Raw genomic sequence first — 22967 nt, forward strand, 5'->3', positions numbered from 1 at the left:
CATGCCAAAGCGCAGCGACATCCACAGCGTGCTCATCATCGGTGCCGGGCCCATCGTCATCGGCCAGGCCTGCGAGTTCGACTATTCCGGGGCGCAGGCCTGCAAGGCGCTCAAGGAAGAAGGCTTTCGGGTCATCCTGGTCAACTCCAACCCGGCCACCATCATGACCGACCCGGAGATGGCCGACGCCACTTACATCGAGCCCATCAACTGGCGGGTGGTGGAGCGCATTATCGAGCGCGAGCGCCCGGATGCACTGCTGCCCACCATGGGCGGGCAGACGGCCCTGAACTGCGCCCTGGACCTGGCCCGCGAGGGCGTGCTCGAGCGCTTCGGCGTGGAGATGATCGGCGCCACGCGCGAGGCCATCGACAAGGCCGAAGACCGCGATCTGTTCCGCCAGGCCATGCGCCGCATCGGGCTCGGGCTGCCGCGCTCGGCCATGGCGCACAGCCTGGAAGAGGCGCAGCAGGTGCAGGCGCAGGTGGGCTTTCCGGCCATCATCCGGCCTTCGTTCACCATGGGCGGCAGCGGCGGTGGCATCGCCTACAACGCTGAGGAGTTCGAGGAAATCTGCCGGCGCGGCTTGGATCTGTCGCCGACCCGGGAGCTACTGATCGAAGAATCCGTGCTCGGCTGGAAAGAATTCGAGATGGAGGTGGTGCGCGATCACAAGGACAACTGCATCATCATCTGCTCCATCGAGAACTTCGATGCCATGGGGGTGCACACCGGCGACTCCATCACCGTGGCCCCGTCGCAGACGCTGACGGACAAGGAATACCAGATCATGCGCGATGCCTCGCTGGCGGTGCTGCGCGAGATCGGCGTGGACACCGGCGGCTCCAACGTGCAGTTCGCCATCAACCCCGACGACGGGCGCATGATCATCATCGAGATGAACCCGCGCGTGTCGCGCAGCTCGGCGCTGGCGTCCAAGGCCACTGGCTTTCCCATCGCCAAGGTGGCGGCGAAGCTGGCGGTGGGCTACACCCTGGATGAGCTGCGCAACGAGATCACCGGCGGTGCCACGCCGGCCTCCTTCGAGCCGAGCATCGACTATGTCGTCACCAAGATGCCGCGCTTCGCCTTCGAGAAATTCCGCGAGGCGGACTCGCGGCTGACCACGCAGATGAAGTCCGTCGGCGAGGTCATGGCCATCGGCCGGACCTTCCAGGAGTCGCTGCAGAAGGCCCTGCGCGGCTTGGAGACCGACCGTGACGGCCTGAACCGGGTCATCAATCCCGGCGATGCCAAGGCCCAGGACATCCTGCGCCGCGAGATCCGCCAGCCGGGGCCGGATCGGATCTTCTACATCGCCGATGCCATGCGCCTGGGCTGGTCGCTGGATGAAGTCCACGAGCTCTCGGGTATCGACCCCTGGTTCCTCGCCCAGGTGGAGGAGTTAGTCGCCCTGGAGGTCGAGGTGAAGGCTGCCGGCGCCGAGGCGCTGGATGCGGCACGGCTGCGCATGCTCAAGCGCAAGGGCTTCTCGGACAAGCGCCTCGGCAAGCTCGTGGGCAGCGACGAGGCGAGCATCCGCCGGCTGCGCCAGGACCACGGCATCTGCCCGGTGTACAAGCGCGTGGATACCTGCGCCGCGGAGTTCGCGTCGGCCACCGCCTACATGTACTCCACTTATGAGGAAGAGTGCGAGGCGGCGCCGTCGCAGCGGCAGAAGATCATGGTGCTCGGCGGCGGGCCGAACCGCATCGGCCAGGGCATCGAGTTCGACTACTGCTGCGTGCACGCCGCCCTGTCGCTGCGCGACGACGGCTACGAGACCATCATGGTCAACTGCAACCCGGAGACCGTCTCCACCGACTACGACACCTCCGACCGGCTCTACTTCGAGCCCCTGACGCTGGAGGACGTGCTGGAGATCGTCGCCGTGGAGCGGCCCCTGGGGGTGATCGTGCAGTACGGCGGACAAACGCCGCTCAAGCTCGCGCGGGACCTGGAGGCGGCCGGCGTGCCCATCATCGGCACCTCGCCGGACTCCATCGACCGCGCCGAGGACCGCGAGCGCTTCCAGCGCCTGGTGCACGAGCTGGACCTCAAGCAGCCGCCCAATGCCACCGCCCGCAGCGAGAGCGAGGCCTTGGAGCAGGCCGCCGCCATCGGCTATCCGCTGGTGGTGCGCCCGTCCTATGTGCTCGGCGGCCGCGCCATGGAGCTGGTCTACGACGACGTCGAGCTGGCCCGCTACATCCGCAGCGCCGTGAGCGTCTCCAACGAGGCGCCGGTGCTGCTGGACCGCTTCCTCGACAACGCCATCGAGGTGGACGTGGACGCCGTCTGTGACGGCGAGGGAGTGCTGATCGGCGGCATCATGGAGCACATCGAGCAGGCCGGCGTGCACTCCGGCGATTCCGCTTGCTCCCTGCCGCCCTACACCCTGTCCGCGGACGTCCAGGCGCGCCTGCGCGAGCAAATGACCAAGCTCGGTCTTGCGCTGGACGTGCGCGGGCTCATGAACGCCCAGTTTGCGATCCAGGACGACGAGATCTTCATCTTGGAGGTGAATCCGCGCGCCTCGCGCACCGTGCCCTTCGTCTCCAAGTCCATCGGCGTGCCCTTGGCCAAGGTGGGCGCCCGCAGCATGGCCGGGCGCACCCTGGTGGATCAGGGCCTGGAGCAGGAGGTCGTCCCGCCACGCTACTTCGTCAAAGAGGCGGTGTTCCCCTTCGTCAAGTTCCCGGGGGTGGACACCGTGCTCGGTCCGGAGATGAAATCCACCGGCGAGGTCATGGGTGTCGGCGACAGCTTCGCCGAGGCCTTCGGGAAGGCTGTGGAGGCGGCCGGTCAGTCGCTGCCCAAGCGCGGCAAGGCCATGCTCAGCGTGCGTGCGGCGGACCGTGAGCGCCTGGTGGCCGTGGCCCGGGTGCTGGATGAGCTCGGCTTCGCCCTCTACGGCACCCACGGCACCGCCCGTGCCGTGCGCGAGGCGGGCATGGAGTGCATCGGTGTCAACAAGGTCAAGGAGGGGCGCCCGCACATCGTGGACATGATCAAGAACGACGAGATCGTCTTCATCGTCAACACCACGGAGGGCGCCCAGGCCATCGCCGACTCCGCCGAGATCCGCCGCGCCGCGCTCCAGCACAAGGTAAGCTACACCACCACCATCGCCGGTGCCGAGGCCACCTGCATGGCACTGCGCCAGGGCGATCTGCTGAATGTGACCCCGTTACAGGCGCTTTACTGACCCCGGTGCCGGCGCTAGGCTAAAGCACAATCGAACATCAGCGCAGCCCGCTGACCAACGGCCGGGATCGCACCGCGTATCCGGCCCACCGTTCACCGGCCGCTTGAGCCGCGCCGGATACCCCCGAGCGAAACCAACACAGTACGCCGCCCGCGCTTGCGCGTGTCGCGGCGGGGAAGAGGATTTCACAGATGACCCAGGTCCCTCTCACGGCCAGGGGCGCCGAGCAATTGCGCGCCGAGCTGGAGCACCTGAAGAAGATCGAGCGCCCGCGTATTATCGAGGCCATCGCCGAGGCGCGTGCACACGGCGACTTGAAAGAGAACGCCGAGTACCACGCCGCCCGTGAGCAACAGGGCTTCGTCGAGGGCCGCATCAAGGAGATCGAGGGCAAGCTCTCGAACGCCCAGATTATCGACGTCGCGCAGCTGCCGCGCACGGGCAAGGTGGTCTTCGGCGTCACCGTAGACGTGCTGGACGTGGACAAGGACGAAGAGCACACCTATGTCATCGTCGGCGACGACGAGGCGGACATCAAACAGGGCAAGATCAGCGTCAGCTCGCCCATCGCCCGCGGGCTGATCGGCAAGGGCGAGGGGGACGTGGCCATGGTGGATGCCCCGGCCGGCAAGCGCGAGCTCGAGGTGCTCGAGGTCCGCTACGAATAATGCCGCAGCCGGTGGCCCGAGTTGGCGCACGACCATGCACAGGCTAGCCATCCTCTTGCTCTGCATCGCCTTCGCGGCGCCGGCCCTCGCGCTGCGCTGCGGTACTGGTGTCGTCAGCGAAGGCGACAGCACCTTCGAGCTGCTCCAGACCTGCGGTGAGCCGACGTTGACTGAGCACACCGAGCGCCAGGTCTCTTATCGGATCTACGATCGCGTCCACGGCCGCTACACCACCGCCTACGACACCGTGCCGGTGGAGATCTGGACCTACAACTTCGGCCCGCGGCGGTTCATCCAGCGCATCACCATCGAGGACGGGCGCATCAAGCGCATCGAGCGGGGCGGGTACGGGTACTGATCGCGCTCATCCCGACTCACCTCGTCAGAGTCGACTAGGATTAGGCAACGACAACGACAAGCATCGCGACAGCCACAGCGAGGGCGACTGGCAACGGTCCCGAAACATCCGCCCTAATGAGCTGGGTAGATGCCGATCAACCGGCGTTTCCCTGCGGGCGGCCCCTCCGTCAGCGTGTCATGAGGGAAGAGGCATGTATGTCGTCACGAACCGTGAAGTCAAGGAAGCCAGGCCGGGCGAGCCCCTGGACCTGGATGTCTTCGGCAAGCAGCCGAATCACGCCGGGCCCAACGAGCTGCGCATCGTGCGCGTGGAGCGCGCCGGCGACGATTGGGTCGCGCACACCCTGAAGGACGAATTGTTGGTGCGCGAGGCGCGTGCCCTGCGCGACAAGTGGAACCTGGACATCAACCCGAGCGAGATCCGCCACGCCAGCCTGCAGGTGGCCTGCGATCTCTACGAGCAGACCCAGAGCACCGGGCGCAACCTCGCCGTCTATGTGCACGGCTACAACAACGACATGCGCGACGTGGTAGAGACCGCCGAGCGCATCGAGCGCGACCACGGCGTGATCTGCGTGGTCTTCAGTTGGCCCGCCAACGGCGGTGGCCCCGTCAGCGGCACACTTGCCTACCGGCGCGACAAGAAGGACGCCCGCGCCTCCATGGATGCGCTGAACCGCTTCTTCGAGAAGATGCAGTTCTTTCACGAGAAGCTGACGGCGGGCATGCGCGAGACGCTGCGAGAGAAGGCCGCCGAGCGCCATCCGAACAACCCGGATCGCACCCAGGCCCTCTATACCAAGCTGTGCAGCGAGCAGTGCGCGACCAAGCTGAGCCTCGTCTGCCACAGCATGGGCAATTATCTGCTCAAGTATGCGCTGCGGCCCGGCCTGGGCGGCGCCCGCGCTTTGCTCTTCGACAACGTGTGCCTGATTGCCGCGGATGCCAACAACGCCGAGCACGATACCTGGGTCGAGGCCCTCGACGTGCGCAACCGCGTCTATGTCTTCATCAACGAGGAAGACTTTGCACTCAAGTGGTCGCGGCGCAAGCCGGGCGAAGAGCAGTTGCCGCGGCTCGGGCACTACATCAAGAACCTCATCGCCGCCAACGCCTTCTATGTGGATGTCACCCGGGCCGACGGCGTCGGCGAGGCCCACGGCTATTTCGTCGGCGAGGTCCCCGCCGCCAACCCCAAGCTCAAGCAGGTCTTCACCGCGGCGCTGAACGGAGGCAGTCCGGAGTCCGTACGGGACTCGGTGCTGGAATTCACCGCGGATCTCAACGTCTACCGACTCCTCGGCAGTTGAGCGTGCGCGGAATCCGGATCGCCTAGGGCCGGTGTCGATGTCCGCAGCCGTCGGTGCGCCATGAAGGCTCTGCTGGACCTGGACCAGCTGCTGGCCGCCGGCGAGATCAGCCCGGAGCAGCACATGCGCCTGCGCCGCCACGCGGCGCATGAGACCGCGGCTCTGGCCTATGGGCTGCTCGCAGGTCTTGGCGTCCTGGCGGTGGCGGGCGCCACCATCGCCATGCTGCCGGTGCCCGCCACGGCGGTGTGGGCGGGCGCGATGGTGGCGGGGCTGGGGCTGATCCTGACCTTCGCCGCCGGAGCGCGTTGGCGGTTGGTGGCCGTGCTCTGGGTGGTCATCGGCGGCCTGCTCGGCGCCGGCGGCTTGGTGCTGGCGGGCGAGGGCGCGCCGCTCGCCTTTCTCGCAGCGGCGCTGCTGCTGGCCCTGCTCGGTTGGCTGGCGCGAAGCCAGCTGCTGGTGGTGCTTGCGGTGCTGGCGCTGGCCTCGGCGCTGGGCGCCCGCGCCGGCTATTGGGATGCGAGCTATCTGCTCGGTGTCGATGCGCCGCTGCTGACGGTGCTGTCTTTCGCGCTCTTCGCCCTGCTGGCCTTTGTCGCGCATCGGCGTCTGCCGCCGCCCGCGGCGGGACTTGCGCTCAGTGCCGCGCGTACCGCGGTGCTGCTCGTCAACCTGGGCTTCTGGGTGGGCTCGCTGTTCGGCGATCGGCTGGCCGTGGGCGGTGAGGAATGGAGCATCAGCCCGGCGGCGTTCGCAGTGGCCTGGGCGCTGGCGCTGCTGGCGGCCGGGCTCTGGGCCTGGCGGGCGGGTCGGCGCTGGCTCGTGAGCCTGTGTGCCGTGTTCGGCGCCATTCATTTCCTCACCCAGTGGCTCGAGCGCCTGGGCGCAGCACCGGGCTCGGTGCTGCTGGCGGGCCTGCTCACCCTGGGCTTCGCGCTGGCGCTGCGGGCGCTGAACGCCGACGGCCGCCCGAAGGCGTGACGCCGTCGGCGCCCCGAGCCCCGATGCCGCCTCGGACAGCCCGTGGCTGCAACGGTCAGCGCCCTGTGTGGGCGACGCCTGCGGGTGCCCTTTGTGAGCGACTTGTTTGGGCGCCGGCGCCAGGGCTTCGGGGTATCATGGGGGATTGCTTTCGACACTAGGAGACACGCACCATGGCGAGCTACAAAACCAACGAATTCAAGGGCGGACTCAAGATCATGCTGGATGGTGATCCATACACCATCGTCGAGAACGAGTTCGTCAAGCCCGGCAAGGGGCAAGCCTTCAACCGTGTGAAGGTGCGCAACCTGAAGACCGGCCGCGTCGTGGAGAAGACCTTCAAGTCCGGCGACTCGGTGGAGGCCGCGGACGTCCACGAGACGGACCTGCAATACCTCTACAACGACGGCGAGATGTGGCACTTCATGGATACCGAGACCTTTGAGCAAATGGGCGCCGACGCCGCTGCCGTGGGCGAGGCCGCCAAGTGGCTCAAGGAGCAGGCTATGTGCAAGGTGACGCTCTACAACGGTGCGCCGCTGTCGGTGGAGCCGCCGAACTTCGTCATCCTCACCATTACCGAAACCGATCCCGGCGTGCGCGGCGACACCGCCACCGGTGGCACCAAGCCCGCGACGCTGGAGACCGGCGCCGTGGTCAACGTGCCGCTGTTCCTGGAAGAGGGTGAGACCATCCGCGTGGATACCCGCAGCGGCGAGTACCTCTCCCGCGCCAAGGAAGACTGACCGGCTCGGTATTGTGCGGCGGCGCGATAGGCCTGACGGCAGCCTGAGCATCGGGTCGGGATCGACTGCGAGCCCTGAGTGCACCGCACACAGCGACCACCTGCCGGACACCGCCGTGAGCGAAGCGCACTGGCGCCCCAGCGCCGACCGATCAACCCTCCAAGCCCGGGCCCAACTCCTCGCCGAGCTGCGCGCCTTCTTCGCCGAGCGCGGTGTGCTGGAGGTCGAAACCCCCATCCTCTGCGCCGCTGCCAACCCCGACCCCGCCGTCGAGCCGCTGCACCTGGACGCGGACCTCACCGGCACGGGCACGCGGCGCTGGTACCTCCAGACCTCCCCGGAATTCGCCATGAAGCGCCTGCTCGCCGCCGGCAGCGGGCCCATCTACCAGGTCTGCAAGGTCTTGCGCGCCGACGAGCGCGGCCGCCGCCACCACCCCGAGTTCACCATGCTGGAGTGGTACCGGCCGGGCTTCTCGCTGGAGGACCTGATGGACGAGGTCGCGGCGCTGATGCGCCGGCTCGTCCACCGCCCGGAGCTGCCGATGGAGCGGCTTCGCTACCGCGAGCTGTTCGTGCAGCGCCTAGGCGTCGACCCCTGGACGGCGACCGTGGTCGAGCTGCAGGCCCTCGCTCATGCCCGAGGCATCGCCGATGCCCGCCGGCTGGACCTCGACACCGACGGCTGGCTCGACCTATTGATGTCGCACATTCTAGAGTCGGACCTCGGCCGCGATGGGCTCACCTTCGTTTACGACTATCCCGCGAGTCAGGCGGCACTGGCGCAGGTGCTGCCGGGTCCGCCGTCGGTGGCACGGCGCTTCGAGCTGTATTGGCAGGGCATGGAGCTCGCCAACGGCTTCGATGAGCTGCTGGATGCGCCGGAGCAACGCCGGCGCTTCGCGGACGATGATGCCGAGCGTGCCGCCGGGAAGCAGCCACCCTTGCCGACGGACGAGCACTTGCTGGCAGCCCTGGACAGTGGGCTCCCGGCCTGTGCCGGCGTCGCCCTCGGTCTGGACCGGCTCCTGATGTGTGCGTTGGATGCCGAGCACATCGACGCCGTGCTGGCCTTTCCGGCGCAGCGAGCTTGAGCGGCGCTGGACGTCTGCGGGCAGTGCGCTGAATTTCAGGGGCGTCGAGGACGAGGTTCTTGGAGTGCTGGTCGCGGCCCATGCCGAGCCCCCTGGGTCGTGTACGCTTGCGCCTTGTCGCCGGACGGCGGCGGTGCACGTGCCTCGGTGCGCGCGGCCATTGAGGCCGGTGGGCTCTGTCTGACGATGGACCGCGGATTGCGCTAACCTCATCCCCATCACCATCACCATCGTGATCGCCTCGCGAGCACCCCCGGGCTGCACCATGAGCACCAGCAGCGCCATCCGTCCTGCCGAGCAGGACCGCGACCCCTTCCGCTACGGCTGGCATCAGGTCACCGTGCACCGGCCGGACGGCTCGGTGGACATCGAGTACCAGCCCCTCGGCCCTGACGCCTTCGTCGACCCTCAGCCGGGTGATGTCGTGATTCAGGGCTCGCTGCACTTCCGCTGCGTGAACGCCCTGTACGACCGCTTGGAGCTGTACTTCGACGACGATCCCAGCACCGCAGTCTTCTCGGATCTCAAGATGCTCTGGGGTATCCCGGGCCTGAAGGAGCCCTGTCCGGACATTGCCGTCGTGCCGGGCATTCGCGACAAGGACGCCCCACGCGAGAGCTTCGATGTCGCCGCTGAGGGCACCCGGCCCTGCCTGGTCATCGAGGTCCTCTCGCGCAACTATGCCGACGAAGACGCGCGCCGCAAGCCGCCCATCTACGCCCGCGCCGGCGTGCCGGAATACCTGCTGGTCAAGCCCTATGGCAAAGGCATGCAGCGGGAATTCTCCCTCTGGGGCCACCGCCTGGTGGACGGCCGCCGCCGCGCCTGGCGGCCCGCCGCCGACGGCTATTGGCACAGCAGCACGGTGGACCTACGCTTCGGCGTCACGCCCGACCGGCAGGACCTATCGATCATCGACACCCGCACCGGCGAGCCCCTGCCGACACCCGCCGAGCTGGAGGCAGCCAGCCGCCGCGCCGCTGCCCTGGCCGCCAGCGAGCGTGCGCGTGCCGACGCCGAGCGCGAGCGCGCTGACACCGAGCGCGAGCGTGCCGACACCGAAGCGCAGGTGCGTGCGACCGCGGAGGACCGTAGCCGCGAGCTGGAGCGACGCCTGGCCGAGCTGGAGGCCCAGTTGGAGGCCCAGTTGGAGACCGAGCTGCGCCGGCGACGAGAGCAAGACTGATCTCCGCAACCTCGCCGCAGCGAGCCGGCAATCCCCCTCGCAGTCTGGGCATCCCCACAAGGTCGTACCGGACGCCGAGCTGACGCGCACCGGGACCGCCGGCTTCCAGCCGCCATCGCGAGCCCGGGGGCTCGATGCCCGCGACGCGCGGCTCGCGATGCTGGAAACGGGCGATCGCTCCTGCTGCTCCTGGAAGACAAATTCGGCCCTGTTCGCGAACAAGTCTGCGAACAAGTCGACGACCAAGCACTCGGGCAGCCGCGCCAGCCCGTGCCATTGCGGCGTAGCCGTCTCGTGACGGGACACACATCGACGACGTCCGCGCCGTTCCGTGGATCGCGCCTGACGGCGGGCCGTTGCCTGGGCCTTGAGGCCCCGGGCTTAAGTACGCAGCGCTGCGCTCCTTGCCTGTGGCTGCACCAGCATGGATCGCCGTCATCGGCGCTGGTGCGCTGTGTGCACTCAAATGGTGCGCGTTCCGCGCTGGTCTGCACCATCGCGCCGGTCGGGTTATCGGGTTTTCGTGCAGGGTGAATTGCTTACCAGGTTGGCCCGCACTTTGCTTCTTCTGCGGCGCCAACGCGGACCCAGCCCAGAGGTCCGCTGCGATTATCCCGATACGGAGCCCAAGACCTATGCGGAACCCTGCTTCCTCGCAGACCCCGAACGCTCGCCGAGCCCTGCTCAAATCCCTGGCCCTGGCCGCCGGGCTGGTACTCGGCCTCGGCGGCGGCCTGCTGCATGCCGAAGACGAAGGTGAAGCCGCCGACGGCGGCGGCGACACCATCAAGGTGGGGGTGCTGCACTCCCTCTCCGGCACCATGGCCATCAGTGAGACGACGCTGAAGGACACCATGCTGATGCTCATCGAGCAGCAGAACGAGCAGGGCGGCCTGCTCGGCAAGCAGCTGGAGCCCGTGGTGGTGGACCCGGCCTCCGACTGGCCGCTGTTCGCGGAGAAGGCGCGGGAGCTGTTGGAGCAGGACAAGGTGGACGCGGTGTTCGGCTGCTGGACCTCGGTGTCGCGCAAGTCCGTGCTGCCGGTGTTCGAGGAGCTGAACGGGCTGCTTTTCTACCCCGTCCAGTACGAGGGTGAGGAGTCCTCGCGTAACGTCTTCTACACGGGGGCGGCGCCGAATCAGCAGGCTGTCCCGGCGGTGAACTACCTGAAGGACGAGCTCGGCGTTGAGCGCTGGGTGCTGGCGGGCACCGACTATGTCTACCCGCGCACCACCAACAAGATCCTCGAGGCGTACCTCAAGCTAAACGGCGTCAGTGATGAGGACATCATGATCAACTACACGCCTTTCGGCCATTCCGACTGGCAGTCCATCGTCGCCGACATCAAGCAGTTCGGCTCCGCCGGCAAGAAGACCGCCGTAGTCTCCACCATCAACGGCGACGCCAACGTGCCCTTCTACAAGGAGCTGGGCAACCAGGGCATCTCCGCCGAGGACATCCCGGTGGTGGCCTTCTCCGTGGGCGAGGAGGAGCTCTCCGGCATCGACACCAAGCCGCTGGTGGGCCACCTCGCGGCCTGGAACTACTTCATGAGCGTACCCACGGACGCGAACGACGCCTTCATCGAGACCTGGCACGAGTTCATCGAGAACGAGGACCGCGTCACCAACGACCCGATGGAGGCCCACAAGATCGGCTTCGATCTCTGGGTGAAGGCCGTCGAGAAGGCCGGCAGCACCGATCCGGATGCCGTCATCGACGCCATCGTCGGCCTAGAGACCGGGAACCTCACCGGCGGCACGGCCAAGATGCTGCCCAACCACCACATCACCAAGCCGGTGCTCATCGGCGAGATCCAGGAGGACGGGCAGTTCGCCGTCGTCTGGCAGACCGACGACGAGGTGCCCGGCGATGCCTGGTCCGACTACCTGGAGGGCTCCAAGGACCTGAAGGGCGATTGGACCGACCCCGTCAACTGCGGCAACTACAACACCAAGACCGAGGAATGCCTCGGCGCCGAAGCCGAGGAGTAGGGCCCGGCCCGCGCCGCCGCCCGGCCGGTGCTTCGGCGCCGGTCGGGCGGCGGCGCGCCCCTTGCTCGGGCGAGCCCAATCAACGAACAACCGCCGAGACCGCTGCGTTCATGCGCCAGTCGTGCCCCTACAGGCCCTGCAGTTTCAGACTCCGCAGGCGATTGAAGTCTGCACCGCCCGTGGTCGCTGCCGTGGCCGCGCTGCTGCTCCTCGGCACCGTCGTCACCGGTGCCGCTTGGGCGCAGTCGGTAACGGACGCGAGCGCGGCAGACGCCGGCTCGGCCGTCGAGGCTCCGCAGGCGCCGCAAGCGGCCACGCCTGCACCGGATGCGGGCGACACCGTGGCGGCCGCCGCAGCGCCGAGCCTGCCCGAGTCCCTGGCCAAGCTGGCGGACCGCTCTTTCAAGGTCAAGCAGCAGGCCGCCGAGGACATCGCGGCCAGCGGCGATCCGCGCGCGGTGGAGTTCTTAAGGGCCCTGCTCGACGGCGATCTCTACTATCGCAAGGACGATGACCGCATCGTCTTCGCCGAGCGCAGCGACGGCGGCTGGGCCCTCACCGATGCCCTCACCGGCGAGGATCTCGGCGAAGTGGGCCGCCGCGATGCGCGCAAGATCACCATCAACAACCGCATGCGCACCGCGCTGCGCACCGACATCGCGGCGCTGACCCTGGCGAGCCCCGACGCCGCGGTGCGGCTGGAGGCGGCGTTGGAAATGGTCGGCACCACGGACCCGGACACCCTGGCGGCCCTGGAGGCCCAACGGCCCAAAGAGCAGGATGCCGAGGTGCTGGATGCCATCGAGCTGGCGCTCGCCATCGCCGGGCTGGAGGCGGAGTCCCCGGACGCGCGGATGGAGGCCGTGGCGGCGCTGGGCGCCAGCCTCTATCCGGAGGCACGCAACGCCCTGGACGAGCTGATCCGCGTCGAGCAGGACCCGGCGGTGCTCGCGGCGGCGGAGGCGGCGCGCGCGGACACCGAGCGGCGGGTCGAGAACATGCGCCGGCTGGAGACGCTCTTCTTCGGACTCAGCCTCGGCTCGGTGCTGGTGCTGGCGGCGATTGGCCTTGCCATCACCTTCGGCGTCATGGGCGTCATCAACATGGCCCATGGCGAGCTCATCATGCTCGGCGCTTATACCACCTACCTGGTGCAGCTGGCCATGCCGAACGCCATCGACTACTCCGTGTTCGTGGCCATCCCGGCGGCCTTCATCGTCGCCGGACTCTTCGGCGTGGCCATCGAGCGGGGCGTGATCCGGTTCCTGTACGGGCGCCCGCTGGAGACCCTGCTCGCCACCTTCGGTATCAGCCTGATCCTCCAGCAGCTGGTGCGCACCACCATTTCGGCGCAGAACGTCATCGTCGAGAACCCGAGCTGGATGAGCGGCTCGCTGCAACTGAACCCGGCGCTGTCGCTGACCTTCAACCGGGTCTATATCTTCGTTTTCGCGCTCTTGGTGTTCGTGGCGCTGCTGCTGGTGCTGAAGCGCACGGCGCTGGGGCTGCAGGTGCGTGCGGTGTCCCAGAACCGTGCCATGGCCCGGGCCATGGGGGTACGCTCGGGGCGGGTGGATGCGCTCACCTTCGGGCTGGGCGCCGGCATCGCCGGGGTGGCCGGCGTGGCGCTGTCGCAGCTCACCAATGTCGGGCCCAACATGGGACAGGCCTACATCATCGACTCCTTCATGGTGGTCGTCTTCGGCGGCGTCGGGAATCTCTGGGGCACCCTGGTGGGCGGGCTCACCCTGGGAGTCGCCAACAAGTTCATGGAGCCCTGGACCGGCGCGGTGCTGGCGAAGATCCTGGTGCTGGTGTTCATCATCCTGTTCATTCAGTGGCGCCCGCGGGGGCTGTTCCCGCAGCGCGGCCGAGCCGCCGAGGGATAAGTTTGAAGTTCGAAGTTCGAAGTTTGAAGTTTGAAGTTTGAAGTTTGAAGTGTCCTCTCGTGACACCGCTCCCGCGGTGTCACGAGGCAGTCGCAGGGCGTATAGGCGAAGTGCATCCGCCTGCCGCGCCGCCAGAGTCTCGGAGCGGTATCACGAGTCACAGGGCATGAGCATCTACGTCAACCGCTATCCGCGAATGAGGAGTTGGGTCCATTGGCGCTGTTGAAGGGTGATACCGGCGGGCAGGTGATGCTCGGGCTGCTGCTCGCGGTGGCCGTCGTGGTGCCGGTGCTGAACCTGGCGGTGCCCGAAGGCAGCCCGCTGCATGTCAGCACCTATACCGTGACCCTGCTCGGCAAGTACCTGACCTATGCGCTGCTGGCGGTGGCCGTGGACTTGGTCTGGGGTTATCTGGGCATCCTGAGCCTGGGGCATGGGGCCTTTTTCGCCCTCGGCGGCTATGCCATGGGCATGTACCTGATGCGCCAGATCGGCGACCGCGGCGTCTACGGCGATCCGATCCTGCCGGACTTCATGGTGTTCCTGGACTGGCAGTCGCTGCCGTGGTTCTGGCACGGCTTCGATATGTTCTGGCTCGCGGCCCTGATGGTGATGCTGGTGCCGGGGGCGCTGGCCTTCGTCTTCGGTTGGCTGGCGTTTCGCTCCCGGGTCACGGGTGTTTACCTCTCCATCATCACCCAGGCGCTCACCTATGCGCTGATGCTCGCTTTCTTCCGCAACGAGATGGGCTTCGGCGGGAACAACGGGCTGACGGATTTCAAGGACATCCTGGGCTTCGATCTGCAGGCGGACAGCACCCGCGTCGGACTCTTTGTTGCCTCCGCCGTGGCGCTGGCGCTCGGGTATCTCGCCTGCCGCTGGATCGTCACGTCCAAGCTCGGCCGGGTCGCCGTGGCCATCCGCGATGCGGAGCCGCGTGTTCGCTTCATCGGTTATCGCGTGGACCGGGTCAAGGTGGCCATCTGGACCTTCTCGGCCATGCTCGCCGGCATCGCCGGGGCCCTGTACGTGCCGCAGGTGGGCATCATCAACCCGGGCGAGTTCTCGCCGCTCAACTCCATCGAGCTGGTGGTCTGGGTGGCCGTGGGCGGGCGCGCGACGCTCTACGGCGCCGTGATCGGGGCCATCGTGGTCAATTACGGCAAGACCTACTTCACCGGCGCCTTCCCGGAGGCCTGGCTGTTCGCCCTCGGCGGACTCTTCGTGTTGGTGACGCTGTTCCTGCCCCAAGGCATCGCCGGGCTGTTTCGGCAGCTGACGCGCCGCCGGGGCGGCAGCGCGGCGGAGGGCGCAACGGCATGAGCCTCATTGGTGACGATGCGTGCGACCCGCTGGGTCGCAATCGCACTTTCGATTTCAGTGTACGGCGGCGAGCCTGGCGCCAGCGCCAAGCGTCGATGCGCCCGGACCGCCGATTCCAGTTGACGACGAGGGTGAAAGACCTGAAGACGGAGGTGACGCCATGAGCACCAGCAAAAACGAGCCGCGCGACCTGCTGCGCCGGGACAGAGCATTCGATTTCAGGGGCCGGCGCCAGACCTGGCGTCAGTTCCGAGACGCCATCCGACGGGACCGCCAGTTCGCCTTCGTGGTGAAGGGGAAGGGCCGGAAGCAGGAGGGTTGAGCTTGAGCCCGGTGGGAGACAACGGCCGCGACCTGCTGCACCGGGACCGTGCCTTCGACTTCAGTCCCCAGCAGCAGGCTTGGCTCCAATTCAAGGAGACCATGCGCCGGGACCGGACCTTCGACTTCATGGTCAAAGCCAAAGACCTGAAGCTGGACGTGAGCCATGGCCCCATCCTCTACATTGAGGACCTGAACGTCTCCTTCGACGGCTTCAAGGCCATCGACCACCTGAACTTCTACGTCGATGCCGGGGAGCTGCGCTGCGTCATCGGTGCCAACGGCGCCGGCAAGACGACCATGATGGACATCATCACCGGCAAGACCCGGCCGGATTCCGGCAGCGTCTATTTCGGCCAGCGGATCGATCTGCTCCGGCTCTCCGAGCCCGAGATCGCCGAAATCGGCATCGGGCGCAAGTTCCAGAAGCCGACGGTGTTCGAACACCACACGGTGTTCGAAAACCTTGAGCTGGCGATGGCCGCGGACAAGCGGGTCTTTTCCACCCTGCTCGCCAGGCTCACCGGCGCCCAGCGGGACCGTATCGACGAGGTGCTCGGCATGATCGGGCTCGCCGAGCACGCAAAGCGCGAGGCCGGTGCCCTGTCCCACGGCCAGAAGCAGTGGCTGGAGATCGGCATGCTGCTGATGCAGGACCCCCTGCTGCTGCTGGTGGACGAGCCGGTGGCCGGCATGACCCACCAGGAGATGGATCGCACCGCGGAGCTGCTGGTGTCCCTTCAGGGCAAGCATTCCGTCGTGGTGGTCGAGCACGACATGGACTTCGTGCGCTCCATTGCCCGGCGTGTCACCGTGCTGCACCAGGGCAGCGTGCTGGCGGAGGGCAGCATGGACCAGGTGCAGAACGACCCGCGGGTGGTGGAGGTCTATCTCGGTGAGTAGACTGGATGTCGGGTTCCGGTACTGCGACGCCGCCTGAGGAGCCGCCATGCCCGCCGACTACGACACCGATTTCTACGCTTGGGCCGAGGAGCAGGCCCGGCTCCTGCGCGCGGGCCGTTTCAGCCGGCTCGATGTCGAGCACGTGGCCGAGGAGATCGAGGATTTGGGCAAGCGGGAACGCCGCGCCCTGCAGAGCCGGCTCGGGGTGCTGCTGGGCCATTTGCTCAAATGGCGCTGTCAGCCCGACTATCCGAACCGCAAGTCTTGGCGGGCGACCATCAATACCCAGCGCCGATCACTGGCCCAGCTGCTCGATGAAAATCCGAGCCTGCGCGCCGGGCTGGAGCAGGTCATCGAGCGGGCCTACGCGGACGGCTTGGACCTTGCGGTGGCCGAGACGCCGCTCGATTACGACGCCTTTCCCAAGTGTTGCCCTTGGTCCGTGGAGGAGATCCTGGGTCATCATTGGCCGGAGGCAGCGCCGAGCTAGACGCATGTCACCTTGCGCGTGCATCGGTGAAGTCGTCGACAAACTACCGAACGGAAAGCGCGAAAGCCGAGGCTGGCGTCGGGCTGAGGAACGAAGCCCCACACGGTGCCCGACCCAATCACCTGATCGTCGGGCCTCCTCGCGTCGGCCCGACCGACACGAAAGGCCGCGGACGGGCGCCAATCTCGGGCCTCGACCTCGTTGGACAAACGCACCTACTGACTGCATCGAATCCCGTGCTCGCCATCTCGAACCTCAACCAATATTACGGCGAAAGCCACACCCTCTGGGACCTCGAGGTCGAGGTGCCGGCGGGGGAGTGCACCTGTGTCATGGGCCGCAACGGGGTCGGCAAGACCACGCTGATGCAGTGCATCATGGGCCTGCTGCCCCTGCGCGGCGGCAGCATGGACTTCCTCGGCCGCGACATCGCCAAGCTGCCGGCGGAGCGCCGTGCCGAGCTCGGCATCGGCTACGTGCCCCAGGGTCGGCAAATCTTCCCGCTGCTGACGGTGCAGGAGAACCTGGAGATCGGCCTGCCGGCCCGTACCGACGGCAGGCGCGAGATTCCAGCCTACATCTTCGACCTCTTCCCGGTGCTCAAGGACATGCTGCGCCGCCGCGGGGGCGACCTCTCCGGCGGCCAGCAGCAGCAGCTCGCCATCGGCCGCGCCCTGGTCATCGACCCCAAGCTCCTGATCCTGGACGAGCCCACCGAAGGCATCCAGCCCAACATCGTCCACGAGATCGGTGACATTATCCGCAAGCTCATCGACGACCTAGGGCTGACGGTACTGCTGGTGGAGCAGAAGCTGCCCTTCGCCAAGCGCGTCGCCGACCGCTTCGTCATCCTCGACCGCGGCCGCTTGGTGGCCGCCGGCCCCATGCCGGAGCTGAGCGACGAGCTGGTGAAGCAGTATCTGACCGTCTAGCTCCGCTCGAAGCGGCTAAGCGTACGCCGGCTGGAAGGCTGCCTCCGGCTCGGCGAGCGGGGCGTTGGCGATGGCGTCCCAATAGGGCGAGAGCTTGCGCAGCTGCGAGACGATGGGCGGTACCTCCGCGATGACGCGGTCGATTTCTTCCACGGTGTTGTAGCGCGAGAGCGAAAAGCGCGTGGTGCCGTGGGCGGCGGTGAAGGGGATGTCCATGGCGCGCATGACGTGGCTCGGCTCCAAAGAGCCCGAGGTGCAGGCGGAGCCTGAGGACGCGGCGATGCCGGCCTTGTTCAGGAGCAGCAGGATGGCCTCGCCCTCGATGTACTCGAAGGCGATGTTGCAAGTGTTCGGCAGCCGGTTGCTCGGGTCACCGGTGACGAAGGAGTTAGGCACGGCGTTCAGGATGCCCTGCTCCAGGCGGTCCCGCAGCATGCGCACCCGCGTCTTCTCCTCGTCCATATGGGCCATGGCCAGCTCGCAGGCCTTGCCCAGGGCGACGATGGAGGCGCTGGCCTCGGTGCCGGCGCGCCGGCCGCGCTCCTGGTGGCCGCCGCGCAGCAGCGGGCGGAAGCGGGTGCCGCGGCGCAGGTAGAGCACGCCGATGCCCTTGGGCGCGTGCAGCTTGTGTCCGGACAGGGACAGCATGTCGATGCTGGTGCGCTTGAGGTCGATGGGCACCTTGCCCACGGCCTGCACTGCATCGGTGTGGAACATGACCCCCGCGGAGCGCGCCAGCTCGGCCATTTCTTCGACGGGAAACAGGGTGCCGGTCTCGTTGTTGGCCCACATCACCGAGACGATGGCCACCTTATTGGATAGAGCGTCCAGGTACTGCTGCATATCGAGGCGGCCCTTGTTGTCCACTTTCAGATAGTGGACGGTGTAGCCCTCCTTCTCCAAGTGCTCGCACAGGCTCAGCACCGCCGGATGCTCCACCACGGTGGTGATGATTTCCTTGCGGTCCGGCTGGGCCTTGAGGGCGGAGAGGATGGCCGTGGAGTCCGACTCCGTGCCGCAGGAGGTGAAGACGATCTCCGAGTCCAGCTCCGCGCCGAGCAGCGCCTGCACCTGCTGCCGGGCGGTCTTCAGCGCGCGGCCGACGCGGTCGCCGAACTGGTGCATGGAGGACGGATTGCCGAACTGCTCGGTGAAGAAGGGCAGCATGGTCTCCACCACGGCGGGGTCCACCATGGTGGTGGCGTTGTTGTCGAGATAGATACCTGCGGCCGGCGTTTTGGCTTCTGAACTCATAACGATTCTCTCTTGCTCATGCCCGCGGGCGACCATTCAAGATGTATTTGCAGCGCCGGCAGGGCCGAGGGCCGACGTCGGGCCGATTGCGCTTGGCTCAGGCCGGTACGGCTTGGCCCTCAGCCCTCAGCCCTCAGCCCTTGGCCCTTCCCGACAGGCAACACCCGTACGAATTCGCCCAAGTCCTCGACAATGCGCTGCTGAATGCCCTCCAGCGTGGTGGAGGCCATCTGGCAGCCGGAGCAGGCCCCGGTCATGTTGACGAAGACGTTCTTGCCGTCGACGTCCACCAGCTCCACGTCGCCGTGGTCGCGCTGGAGGTTCGGGCGGATGGCCTCGATGGCGTTCTCGATGCAGCGGATGCGCGCCAGGTTGCCGAGCCTTGCTCCCCCGGATTGGGGCTTGCCGGCCGGCGGCGGCGCCGCGGCGGTGGGGTCGAAGGTCTTGCCCTGCTCGGCGAGCACCTTGGTGAGGATCTCTTCGATGGGCTCGTGGCAGGCGGAGCAGCCGCCGCCGGCCTTGGTGTAGTTGGTCACCTCTTCGACGGTGCTGAGGCCGTTGGCGCGGATGGTGTCCTCGATCATGACGGCATCCACGGCAAAGCACTTGCAAACCAGCGCGCCTTCCTCGTGGTCGTCTTTCCAGACCTCGCCGCGGTAGTTGGCGACGGCGGCCTGCAGCGCTTCGCGGCCCATCACGGAGCAGTGCATCTTCTCCGGCGGCAGGCCCTCCAGGAAGTCCGCAATGTCCTGGTTGCTGACCTCGAGGGCGGCGTCGACGGTCATGCCTTTGATCATCTCCGTCAGTGCGGAGCTGGAGGCGATGGCGGAGCCGCAGCCGAAGGTCTGGAAGCCGGCCTCCAGGATGGTGTCGGTGGCCGGGTCCACCTTCAGCGTCAGGCGCAGGGCGTCACCGCAGGAGAGCGAGCCCACCTCGCCGATGGCATTTGGATCGGCGACGGCGCCGGCGTTGCGCGGGTTGAAGAAGTGCTCTTTGACGGTCTCGGAATAATCCCACATGGCTCGGCTCCGCAAAATGGATGGGGATGGCTCGGACGGATACCGGACGGGCAACTGAACTGTGGCGCATGCCGTGCCCGGCCGGATTGACGAATCTCATGAATTTGGCCAGAAGCAAGCATCGAGCCACTGTGGGATTTATGGCGTAAATGGCGGATTTACCGCGCTTTGCGGGCTAGCGACCCAGCTGCGGCGGCATGTGCGGAAAGCGACAGCGGGGCGGACAGTGCGTCGGAGACCGCACGTTGTAGCCCGCCGCGCCTTGGCTCAGCGAGGCGCTGGTTGTGGGAGCGGCATCCTTGCCGCGAGGTCAGGGTGGGGCACTGGAAGTCGTCGCGGCTTGGCGGCCGCTCCCACGGTTGCTTCGTGATCAGCTGCTGCTTCCAGGGGGAATCACTGGGCCCGCCGCGTCTTGGCCAGGCATCAGCATGGCCTGAGCCCCCAGCCCTTGGGCTGCGCGCTTGAGCTGCGCGCAACTCCAGCTAGGGCGGGGCGTCGGGGTTAGAGCTTGGGCTTGGGAGTGGAGTCGGTCTCCACAGGAAGCACCGGATACTCCACCAGCGGCTGCTCGCCGGTGAGGGTCTCGAGGAACCCGGCGATGCTGGTGACCTCGTCATCCGTGAGCTTGGCCCCGAGCTGGGCCGTGCCCATCACCGCCACCGCCTGCTCCAGGTCCCAGATCTCGCCGGAGTGGAAGTAGGGTGCCGTGATGGCGATGTTGCGCAGCGGCGCGGCGCGAAAGACGTATTCATCCGTCGCCGTTTCTGTAACCCGGTAGCGGCCCTTGTCTTCCGGGGGCAGTATGTCGGCGCCGGGGCGCTTGACCAGGCCGAAGGGGAAGTATTCCTGCCCGCCCAGGTTCACACCCGTGTGACAGGCGGTGCAGCCCTTGTCGATGTAGAGCTCCAGGCCCTGCTTCTGGGCGTCGGTGAGGGCGCCGTCGTTGCCTTCGAGGAATTGATCGAAGGGCGAATTCGGTGTCACCAGGGTGACTTCGAATGCCTCGATGGCCTTGGCCATGTTGTCGAAGCTGACTGGGTCATCTTCGCCCGGGAAGGAGCGTCCGAAGCGCTCCACGTACTCCGGCATGCTGTTCAGGGTCTCGACCACCTGCTCCGGCTCGTTGGCCATCTCGACACCGGCCTGGATCGGGCCTTTGGCCTGCGCCTTGAGGTCCTCGGCGCGGCCGTCCCAGAACTGGGCGGCGTTGAACACGGCGTTCAGCACCGTCGGCGAGTTGCGCGGACCCTGCTGCCAGCCGTGGCCGACGGACGTGGGCAGGTTGTCGTCGCCGCCGGTGCCGAGGTTGTGGCAGGTATTGCAGGAGATCACGCCGGACTTGGACAGGCGCGGGTCGAAGAAGAGCATCTTGCCGAGCTCGATCTTCTCGCGGGTCACGGGGTTGTCTTTGACCTCCGCGAGGCCGTAGGGAATCGGCTCAAGGCCGGCGGACTCCGCCTTCTCCCGCAGGGCGGCGTCATCGGCTTGGACGCTGGCTGCGATGAGCAGCAGGAGAGGCAGCAGGGCACGCGTGATGATGGTGGCGGTGATGGTGGCTCGTGGCTTGTTGTCCATTGTCGTGGCTCGCGGCTCTGTTGGGCTGAGGTAGAGCAATCCAGCCTAGCGACGCGCATGATGGAATTCATTGCCTTGGGGCATGAATCGGCGCGGCGTGCGGCCTCCTGCGATCCGCGCTGCCACAGGCCGCGCCGCGGGCTACGCGCGAATCAATGCACCCCGGTGACAGGCATCATGTCCACATCACAGGCGCCGCCGACGCTCACCGAGCGCGTGCGCCCGCCGCCGCGGCACGACTCGCCCTTGTCCTCGATGCGGCAGTTGAGCGCGATGGGCCGGCCGGCGCTGAGCCAGTTCGGTGTGCGCCGGTAGCGACCGACTTTGCGGAAGCTACAGCCAGGCGATACGCCATAGGCGGTGCAGCCCCCGCCACCGCCGAGGCGCACCTTGCGGGCGTCGACGATGAAGCCCGGGTAGTTGTCCTCGATGCGGATGTCGTCGATCCGATCCTCCAGCTCGAAACGGAACTCCTTGAAGCGATAGCCGCTGCCGACGCGCTCGCCCACCTGGATGCGGGTGTTGGCGATGAGCGCGTGGTCCGGGCCGTTTTCGGCGATGGCGCCCGACATGTACTCGATGCGGTTGTGCTGCGGAAAGCACTTGCCCATGGCCGGCGGGTGATAGTAGTGGCGCATTGCCGTCAGCTCCGACAGCGAGTTGCCGGGAAACAGCTCCCGCAATGCCGTGTCACCGCCGTAGAGGATGCGCTCGGCGTCGCCGACGCTCTGCGTGTACATGGCCTGCACGCGGTCGTAGAAGTCCCTGTTCTCCAGGTCCGTGCGCAGATAACAGGCCGTGAGCCCTGAGATCATGGTCAGATAAGCATCCCAGATGTTGTACTGCGAGACGTCCGAGGCCACGCCCTGGAAGTCGCCGGGGAAGCGGCAGCCCTGGCGGCGCAGGCATTGGCCAACGGCGCGGTTGCGAACGGAGAGCACCACGGTGTTGCGCTCGCAGGCGCCGTAGGCAGAGCAGCCGCGGTCGAGGTGGCCCTCGAAGATGGCCGTGCGCATCGCGTAGTCCAGATGCTTGGCGCGCGCCAGGGTGGTGTCGTCCCATTTGCCTTTGTTGCGGGCGATGAAGCTGTCCCAGGCCGATGCCAGCTTGGCGCGGCGGCCGGTCATGCGCTTGTTCACCGACGCGCATTGCAGCGAGTTGTGGAAGCTGCGCACGATCTTGTCCAGGGTGCTCTTGCCGGCGCGCTCGGCGGCCTTCTGGTTGCCGCGCCCAGGCGGGTCGAAGAAGGGCGACTTCTCCAACTGGTAGAAGTCACGCACGCTGACGACCCGGCTGACACCCGGTCCGCAGTGATGGTTCTGCACGCGCTTGCCCTGCTGGGTCGCGAGCGCGCGCTCGAAGTCCCGGGTCGCGGACTGCCCGGACGCGCGGGATGAGTCGACGACCACCTCGAAGCCCACATAGGGCGTGCCCTTGGCATCTGTGAGCGCCCGCCCATTGCGGACTACCAGGCAGGGGATCACCGCCGTGCCCTGAGTGAGCGTGCCGGCTTGGGGCCCCGGCCCATTCGCGCCGATGCGGTAGGTGGGCACCGTCAGGGGCCCGTTGAACTTGTATAGGGTCATCACGGGCGCCGCCGGGATCGCCGCCTGGGCGGCCTGCGGCAGCAGGACGGCGACGGCGAGCAAGGCGAGGCCGAAGAGGGCGGTTCGCGGAGAAGCGTGCATGGTGGTGGCTGAGTTCCGTGAGTCGGG

19 protein-coding genes are annotated in these 22967 nt (G+C 67.1%); 15 read left to right on the top strand and 4 right to left on the bottom strand.

Going from position 1 to position 22967, the window contains the following annotated elements; genetic code table 11:
- The first annotated feature begins 1 nt into the window (after position 1).
- From carB to urtE, 15 genes are all read left to right on the top strand, one after another.
- Positions 2-3208: a carbamoyl-phosphate synthase large subunit gene (carB, locus tag CKO31_RS02670; protein ID WP_200233824.1), complete on the top strand. Its 3207-nt coding sequence runs from the start codon at positions 2-4 to the stop codon at positions 3206-3208.
- A 191-nt stretch (positions 3209-3399) separates the two neighbouring features.
- The gene (gene greA, locus CKO31_RS02675) at positions 3400-3876 is read left to right on the top strand and encodes a transcription elongation factor GreA (RefSeq protein ID WP_200233825.1); all 477 of its coding nucleotides are present in this window, start codon (positions 3400-3402) and stop codon (positions 3874-3876) included.
- Between the two features lie 34 nt (positions 3877-3910).
- Positions 3911-4234, top strand: a complete 324-nt coding sequence (locus CKO31_RS02680; protein WP_200233826.1) for a DUF2845 domain-containing protein — start codon at positions 3911-3913, stop codon at positions 4232-4234.
- A 193-nt stretch (positions 4235-4427) separates the two neighbouring features.
- The gene (locus tag CKO31_RS02685; protein WP_200233827.1) at positions 4428-5546 is read left to right on the top strand and encodes an alpha/beta hydrolase; all 1119 of its coding nucleotides are present in this window, start codon (positions 4428-4430) and stop codon (positions 5544-5546) included.
- A 60-nt stretch (positions 5547-5606) separates the two neighbouring features.
- Positions 5607-6527: a hypothetical protein gene (locus CKO31_RS02690; RefSeq protein WP_200233829.1), complete on the top strand. Its 921-nt coding sequence runs from the start codon at positions 5607-5609 to the stop codon at positions 6525-6527.
- Between the two features lie 173 nt (positions 6528-6700).
- A complete protein-coding gene (efp, locus tag CKO31_RS02695; protein ID WP_200233831.1) occupies positions 6701-7273 on the top strand; it encodes an elongation factor P in 573 nt (190 codons plus the stop codon).
- Between the two features lie 115 nt (positions 7274-7388).
- Entirely contained in the window at positions 7389-8366 is a 978-nt protein-coding gene (epmA, locus tag CKO31_RS02700; RefSeq protein ID WP_200233832.1) for an EF-P lysine aminoacylase EpmA, read from the top strand.
- Between the two features lie 265 nt (positions 8367-8631).
- Entirely contained in the window at positions 8632-9552 is a 921-nt protein-coding gene (locus CKO31_RS02705) for a Uma2 family endonuclease (RefSeq protein ID WP_200233833.1), read from the top strand.
- Positions 9553-10187: 635 nt separating this feature from the next.
- Entirely contained in the window at positions 10188-11546 is a 1359-nt protein-coding gene (gene urtA / locus CKO31_RS02710; RefSeq protein WP_200233834.1) for an urea ABC transporter substrate-binding protein, read from the top strand.
- A gap of 161 nt (positions 11547-11707) precedes the next feature.
- Positions 11708-13435, top strand: a complete 1728-nt coding sequence (urtB, locus tag CKO31_RS02715; RefSeq protein WP_306341700.1) for an urea ABC transporter permease subunit UrtB — start codon at positions 11708-11710, stop codon at positions 13433-13435.
- A gap of 249 nt (positions 13436-13684) precedes the next feature.
- Entirely contained in the window at positions 13685-14758 is a 1074-nt protein-coding gene (gene urtC / locus CKO31_RS02720; protein WP_200234005.1) for an urea ABC transporter permease subunit UrtC, read from the top strand.
- Positions 14759-14918: 160 nt separating this feature from the next.
- Positions 14919-15080 carry a hypothetical protein gene (locus CKO31_RS02725; RefSeq protein ID WP_200233837.1) on the top strand — a complete coding sequence of 54 codons (162 nt, stop codon included), beginning with the start codon at positions 14919-14921 and terminating at the stop codon, positions 15078-15080.
- A 101-nt stretch (positions 15081-15181) separates the two neighbouring features.
- Positions 15182-15982: an urea ABC transporter ATP-binding protein UrtD gene (gene urtD, locus CKO31_RS02730; RefSeq protein ID WP_200234007.1), complete on the top strand. Its 801-nt coding sequence runs from the start codon at positions 15182-15184 to the stop codon at positions 15980-15982.
- Between the two features lie 46 nt (positions 15983-16028).
- The gene (locus tag CKO31_RS02735) at positions 16029-16472 is read left to right on the top strand and encodes a DUF29 domain-containing protein (protein WP_200233839.1); all 444 of its coding nucleotides are present in this window, start codon (positions 16029-16031) and stop codon (positions 16470-16472) included.
- Positions 16473-16708: 236 nt separating this feature from the next.
- Positions 16709-17404: an urea ABC transporter ATP-binding subunit UrtE gene (gene urtE / locus CKO31_RS02740; RefSeq protein WP_200233840.1), complete on the top strand. Its 696-nt coding sequence runs from the start codon at positions 16709-16711 to the stop codon at positions 17402-17404.
- A gap of 15 nt (positions 17405-17419) precedes the next feature.
- Here the strand turns inward: urtE and nifS are convergent, their stop codons facing one another.
- The 4 genes from nifS to CKO31_RS02760 form a co-directional block, all read right to left on the bottom strand.
- Positions 17420-18658: a cysteine desulfurase NifS gene (gene nifS, locus CKO31_RS02745; RefSeq protein WP_200233843.1), complete on the bottom strand. Its 1239-nt coding sequence runs from the start codon at positions 18656-18658 to the stop codon at positions 17420-17422.
- Between the two features lie 119 nt (positions 18659-18777).
- A complete protein-coding gene (gene nifU / locus CKO31_RS02750; RefSeq protein WP_200233845.1) occupies positions 18778-19677 on the bottom strand; it encodes a Fe-S cluster assembly protein NifU in 900 nt (299 codons plus the stop codon).
- A gap of 501 nt (positions 19678-20178) precedes the next feature.
- Positions 20179-21252 (bottom strand): cytochrome-c peroxidase, encoded by a 1074-nt coding sequence (locus CKO31_RS02755; RefSeq protein ID WP_200233847.1) that lies wholly within the window; start codon positions 21250-21252, stop codon positions 20179-20181.
- A gap of 152 nt (positions 21253-21404) precedes the next feature.
- Entirely contained in the window at positions 21405-22940 is a 1536-nt protein-coding gene (locus CKO31_RS02760; RefSeq protein ID WP_200233849.1) for a hypothetical protein, read from the bottom strand.
- Between the last annotated feature and the right edge of the window lie 27 nt (positions 22941-22967).

Origin of the sequence: Thiohalocapsa halophila (assembly GCF_016583825.1) — a bacterium.
In the GTDB taxonomy this organism is placed as follows: Bacteria; Pseudomonadota; Gammaproteobacteria; order Chromatiales; family Chromatiaceae; genus Thiohalocapsa; species Thiohalocapsa halophila.

Bases quoted from the DNA above. Each gene is read 5' to 3' on its own strand.
- efp (WP_200233831.1), top strand. From the start codon at position 6,701: ATGGCGAGCTACAAAACCAACGAATTCAAGGGCGGACTCAAGATCATG.
- carB (WP_200233824.1), top strand. From the start codon at position 2: ATGCCAAAGCGCAGCGACATCCACAGCGTGCTCATCATCGGTGCCGGG.
- nifU (WP_200233845.1), bottom strand. From the start codon at position 19,677: ATGTGGGATTATTCCGAGACCGTCAAAGAGCACTTCTTCAACCCGCGC.
- urtD (WP_200234007.1), top strand. From the start codon at position 15,182: ATGCGCCGGGACCGGACCTTCGACTTCATGGTCAAAGCCAAAGACCTG.
- greA (WP_200233825.1), top strand. From the start codon at position 3,400: ATGACCCAGGTCCCTCTCACGGCCAGGGGCGCCGAGCAATTGCGCGCC.
- CKO31_RS02755 (WP_200233847.1), bottom strand. From the start codon at position 21,252: ATGGACAACAAGCCACGAGCCACCATCACCGCCACCATCATCACGCGT.
- nifS (WP_200233843.1), bottom strand. From the start codon at position 18,658: ATGAGTTCAGAAGCCAAAACGCCGGCCGCAGGTATCTATCTCGACAAC.
- CKO31_RS02690 (WP_200233829.1), top strand. From the start codon at position 5,607: ATGAAGGCTCTGCTGGACCTGGACCAGCTGCTGGCCGCCGGCGAGATC.
- CKO31_RS02705 (WP_200233833.1), top strand. From the start codon at position 8,632: ATGAGCACCAGCAGCGCCATCCGTCCTGCCGAGCAGGACCGCGACCCC.
- CKO31_RS02725 (WP_200233837.1), top strand. From the start codon at position 14,919: ATGAGCACCAGCAAAAACGAGCCGCGCGACCTGCTGCGCCGGGACAGA.
- CKO31_RS02680 (WP_200233826.1), top strand. From the start codon at position 3,911: ATGCACAGGCTAGCCATCCTCTTGCTCTGCATCGCCTTCGCGGCGCCG.
- urtA (WP_200233834.1), top strand. From the start codon at position 10,188: ATGCGGAACCCTGCTTCCTCGCAGACCCCGAACGCTCGCCGAGCCCTG.
- CKO31_RS02760 (WP_200233849.1), bottom strand. From the start codon at position 22,940: ATGCACGCTTCTCCGCGAACCGCCCTCTTCGGCCTCGCCTTGCTCGCC.
- CKO31_RS02735 (WP_200233839.1), top strand. From the start codon at position 16,029: ATGCCCGCCGACTACGACACCGATTTCTACGCTTGGGCCGAGGAGCAG.
- urtC (WP_200234005.1), top strand. From the start codon at position 13,685: ATGCTCGGGCTGCTGCTCGCGGTGGCCGTCGTGGTGCCGGTGCTGAAC.
- CKO31_RS02685 (WP_200233827.1), top strand. From the start codon at position 4,428: ATGTATGTCGTCACGAACCGTGAAGTCAAGGAAGCCAGGCCGGGCGAG.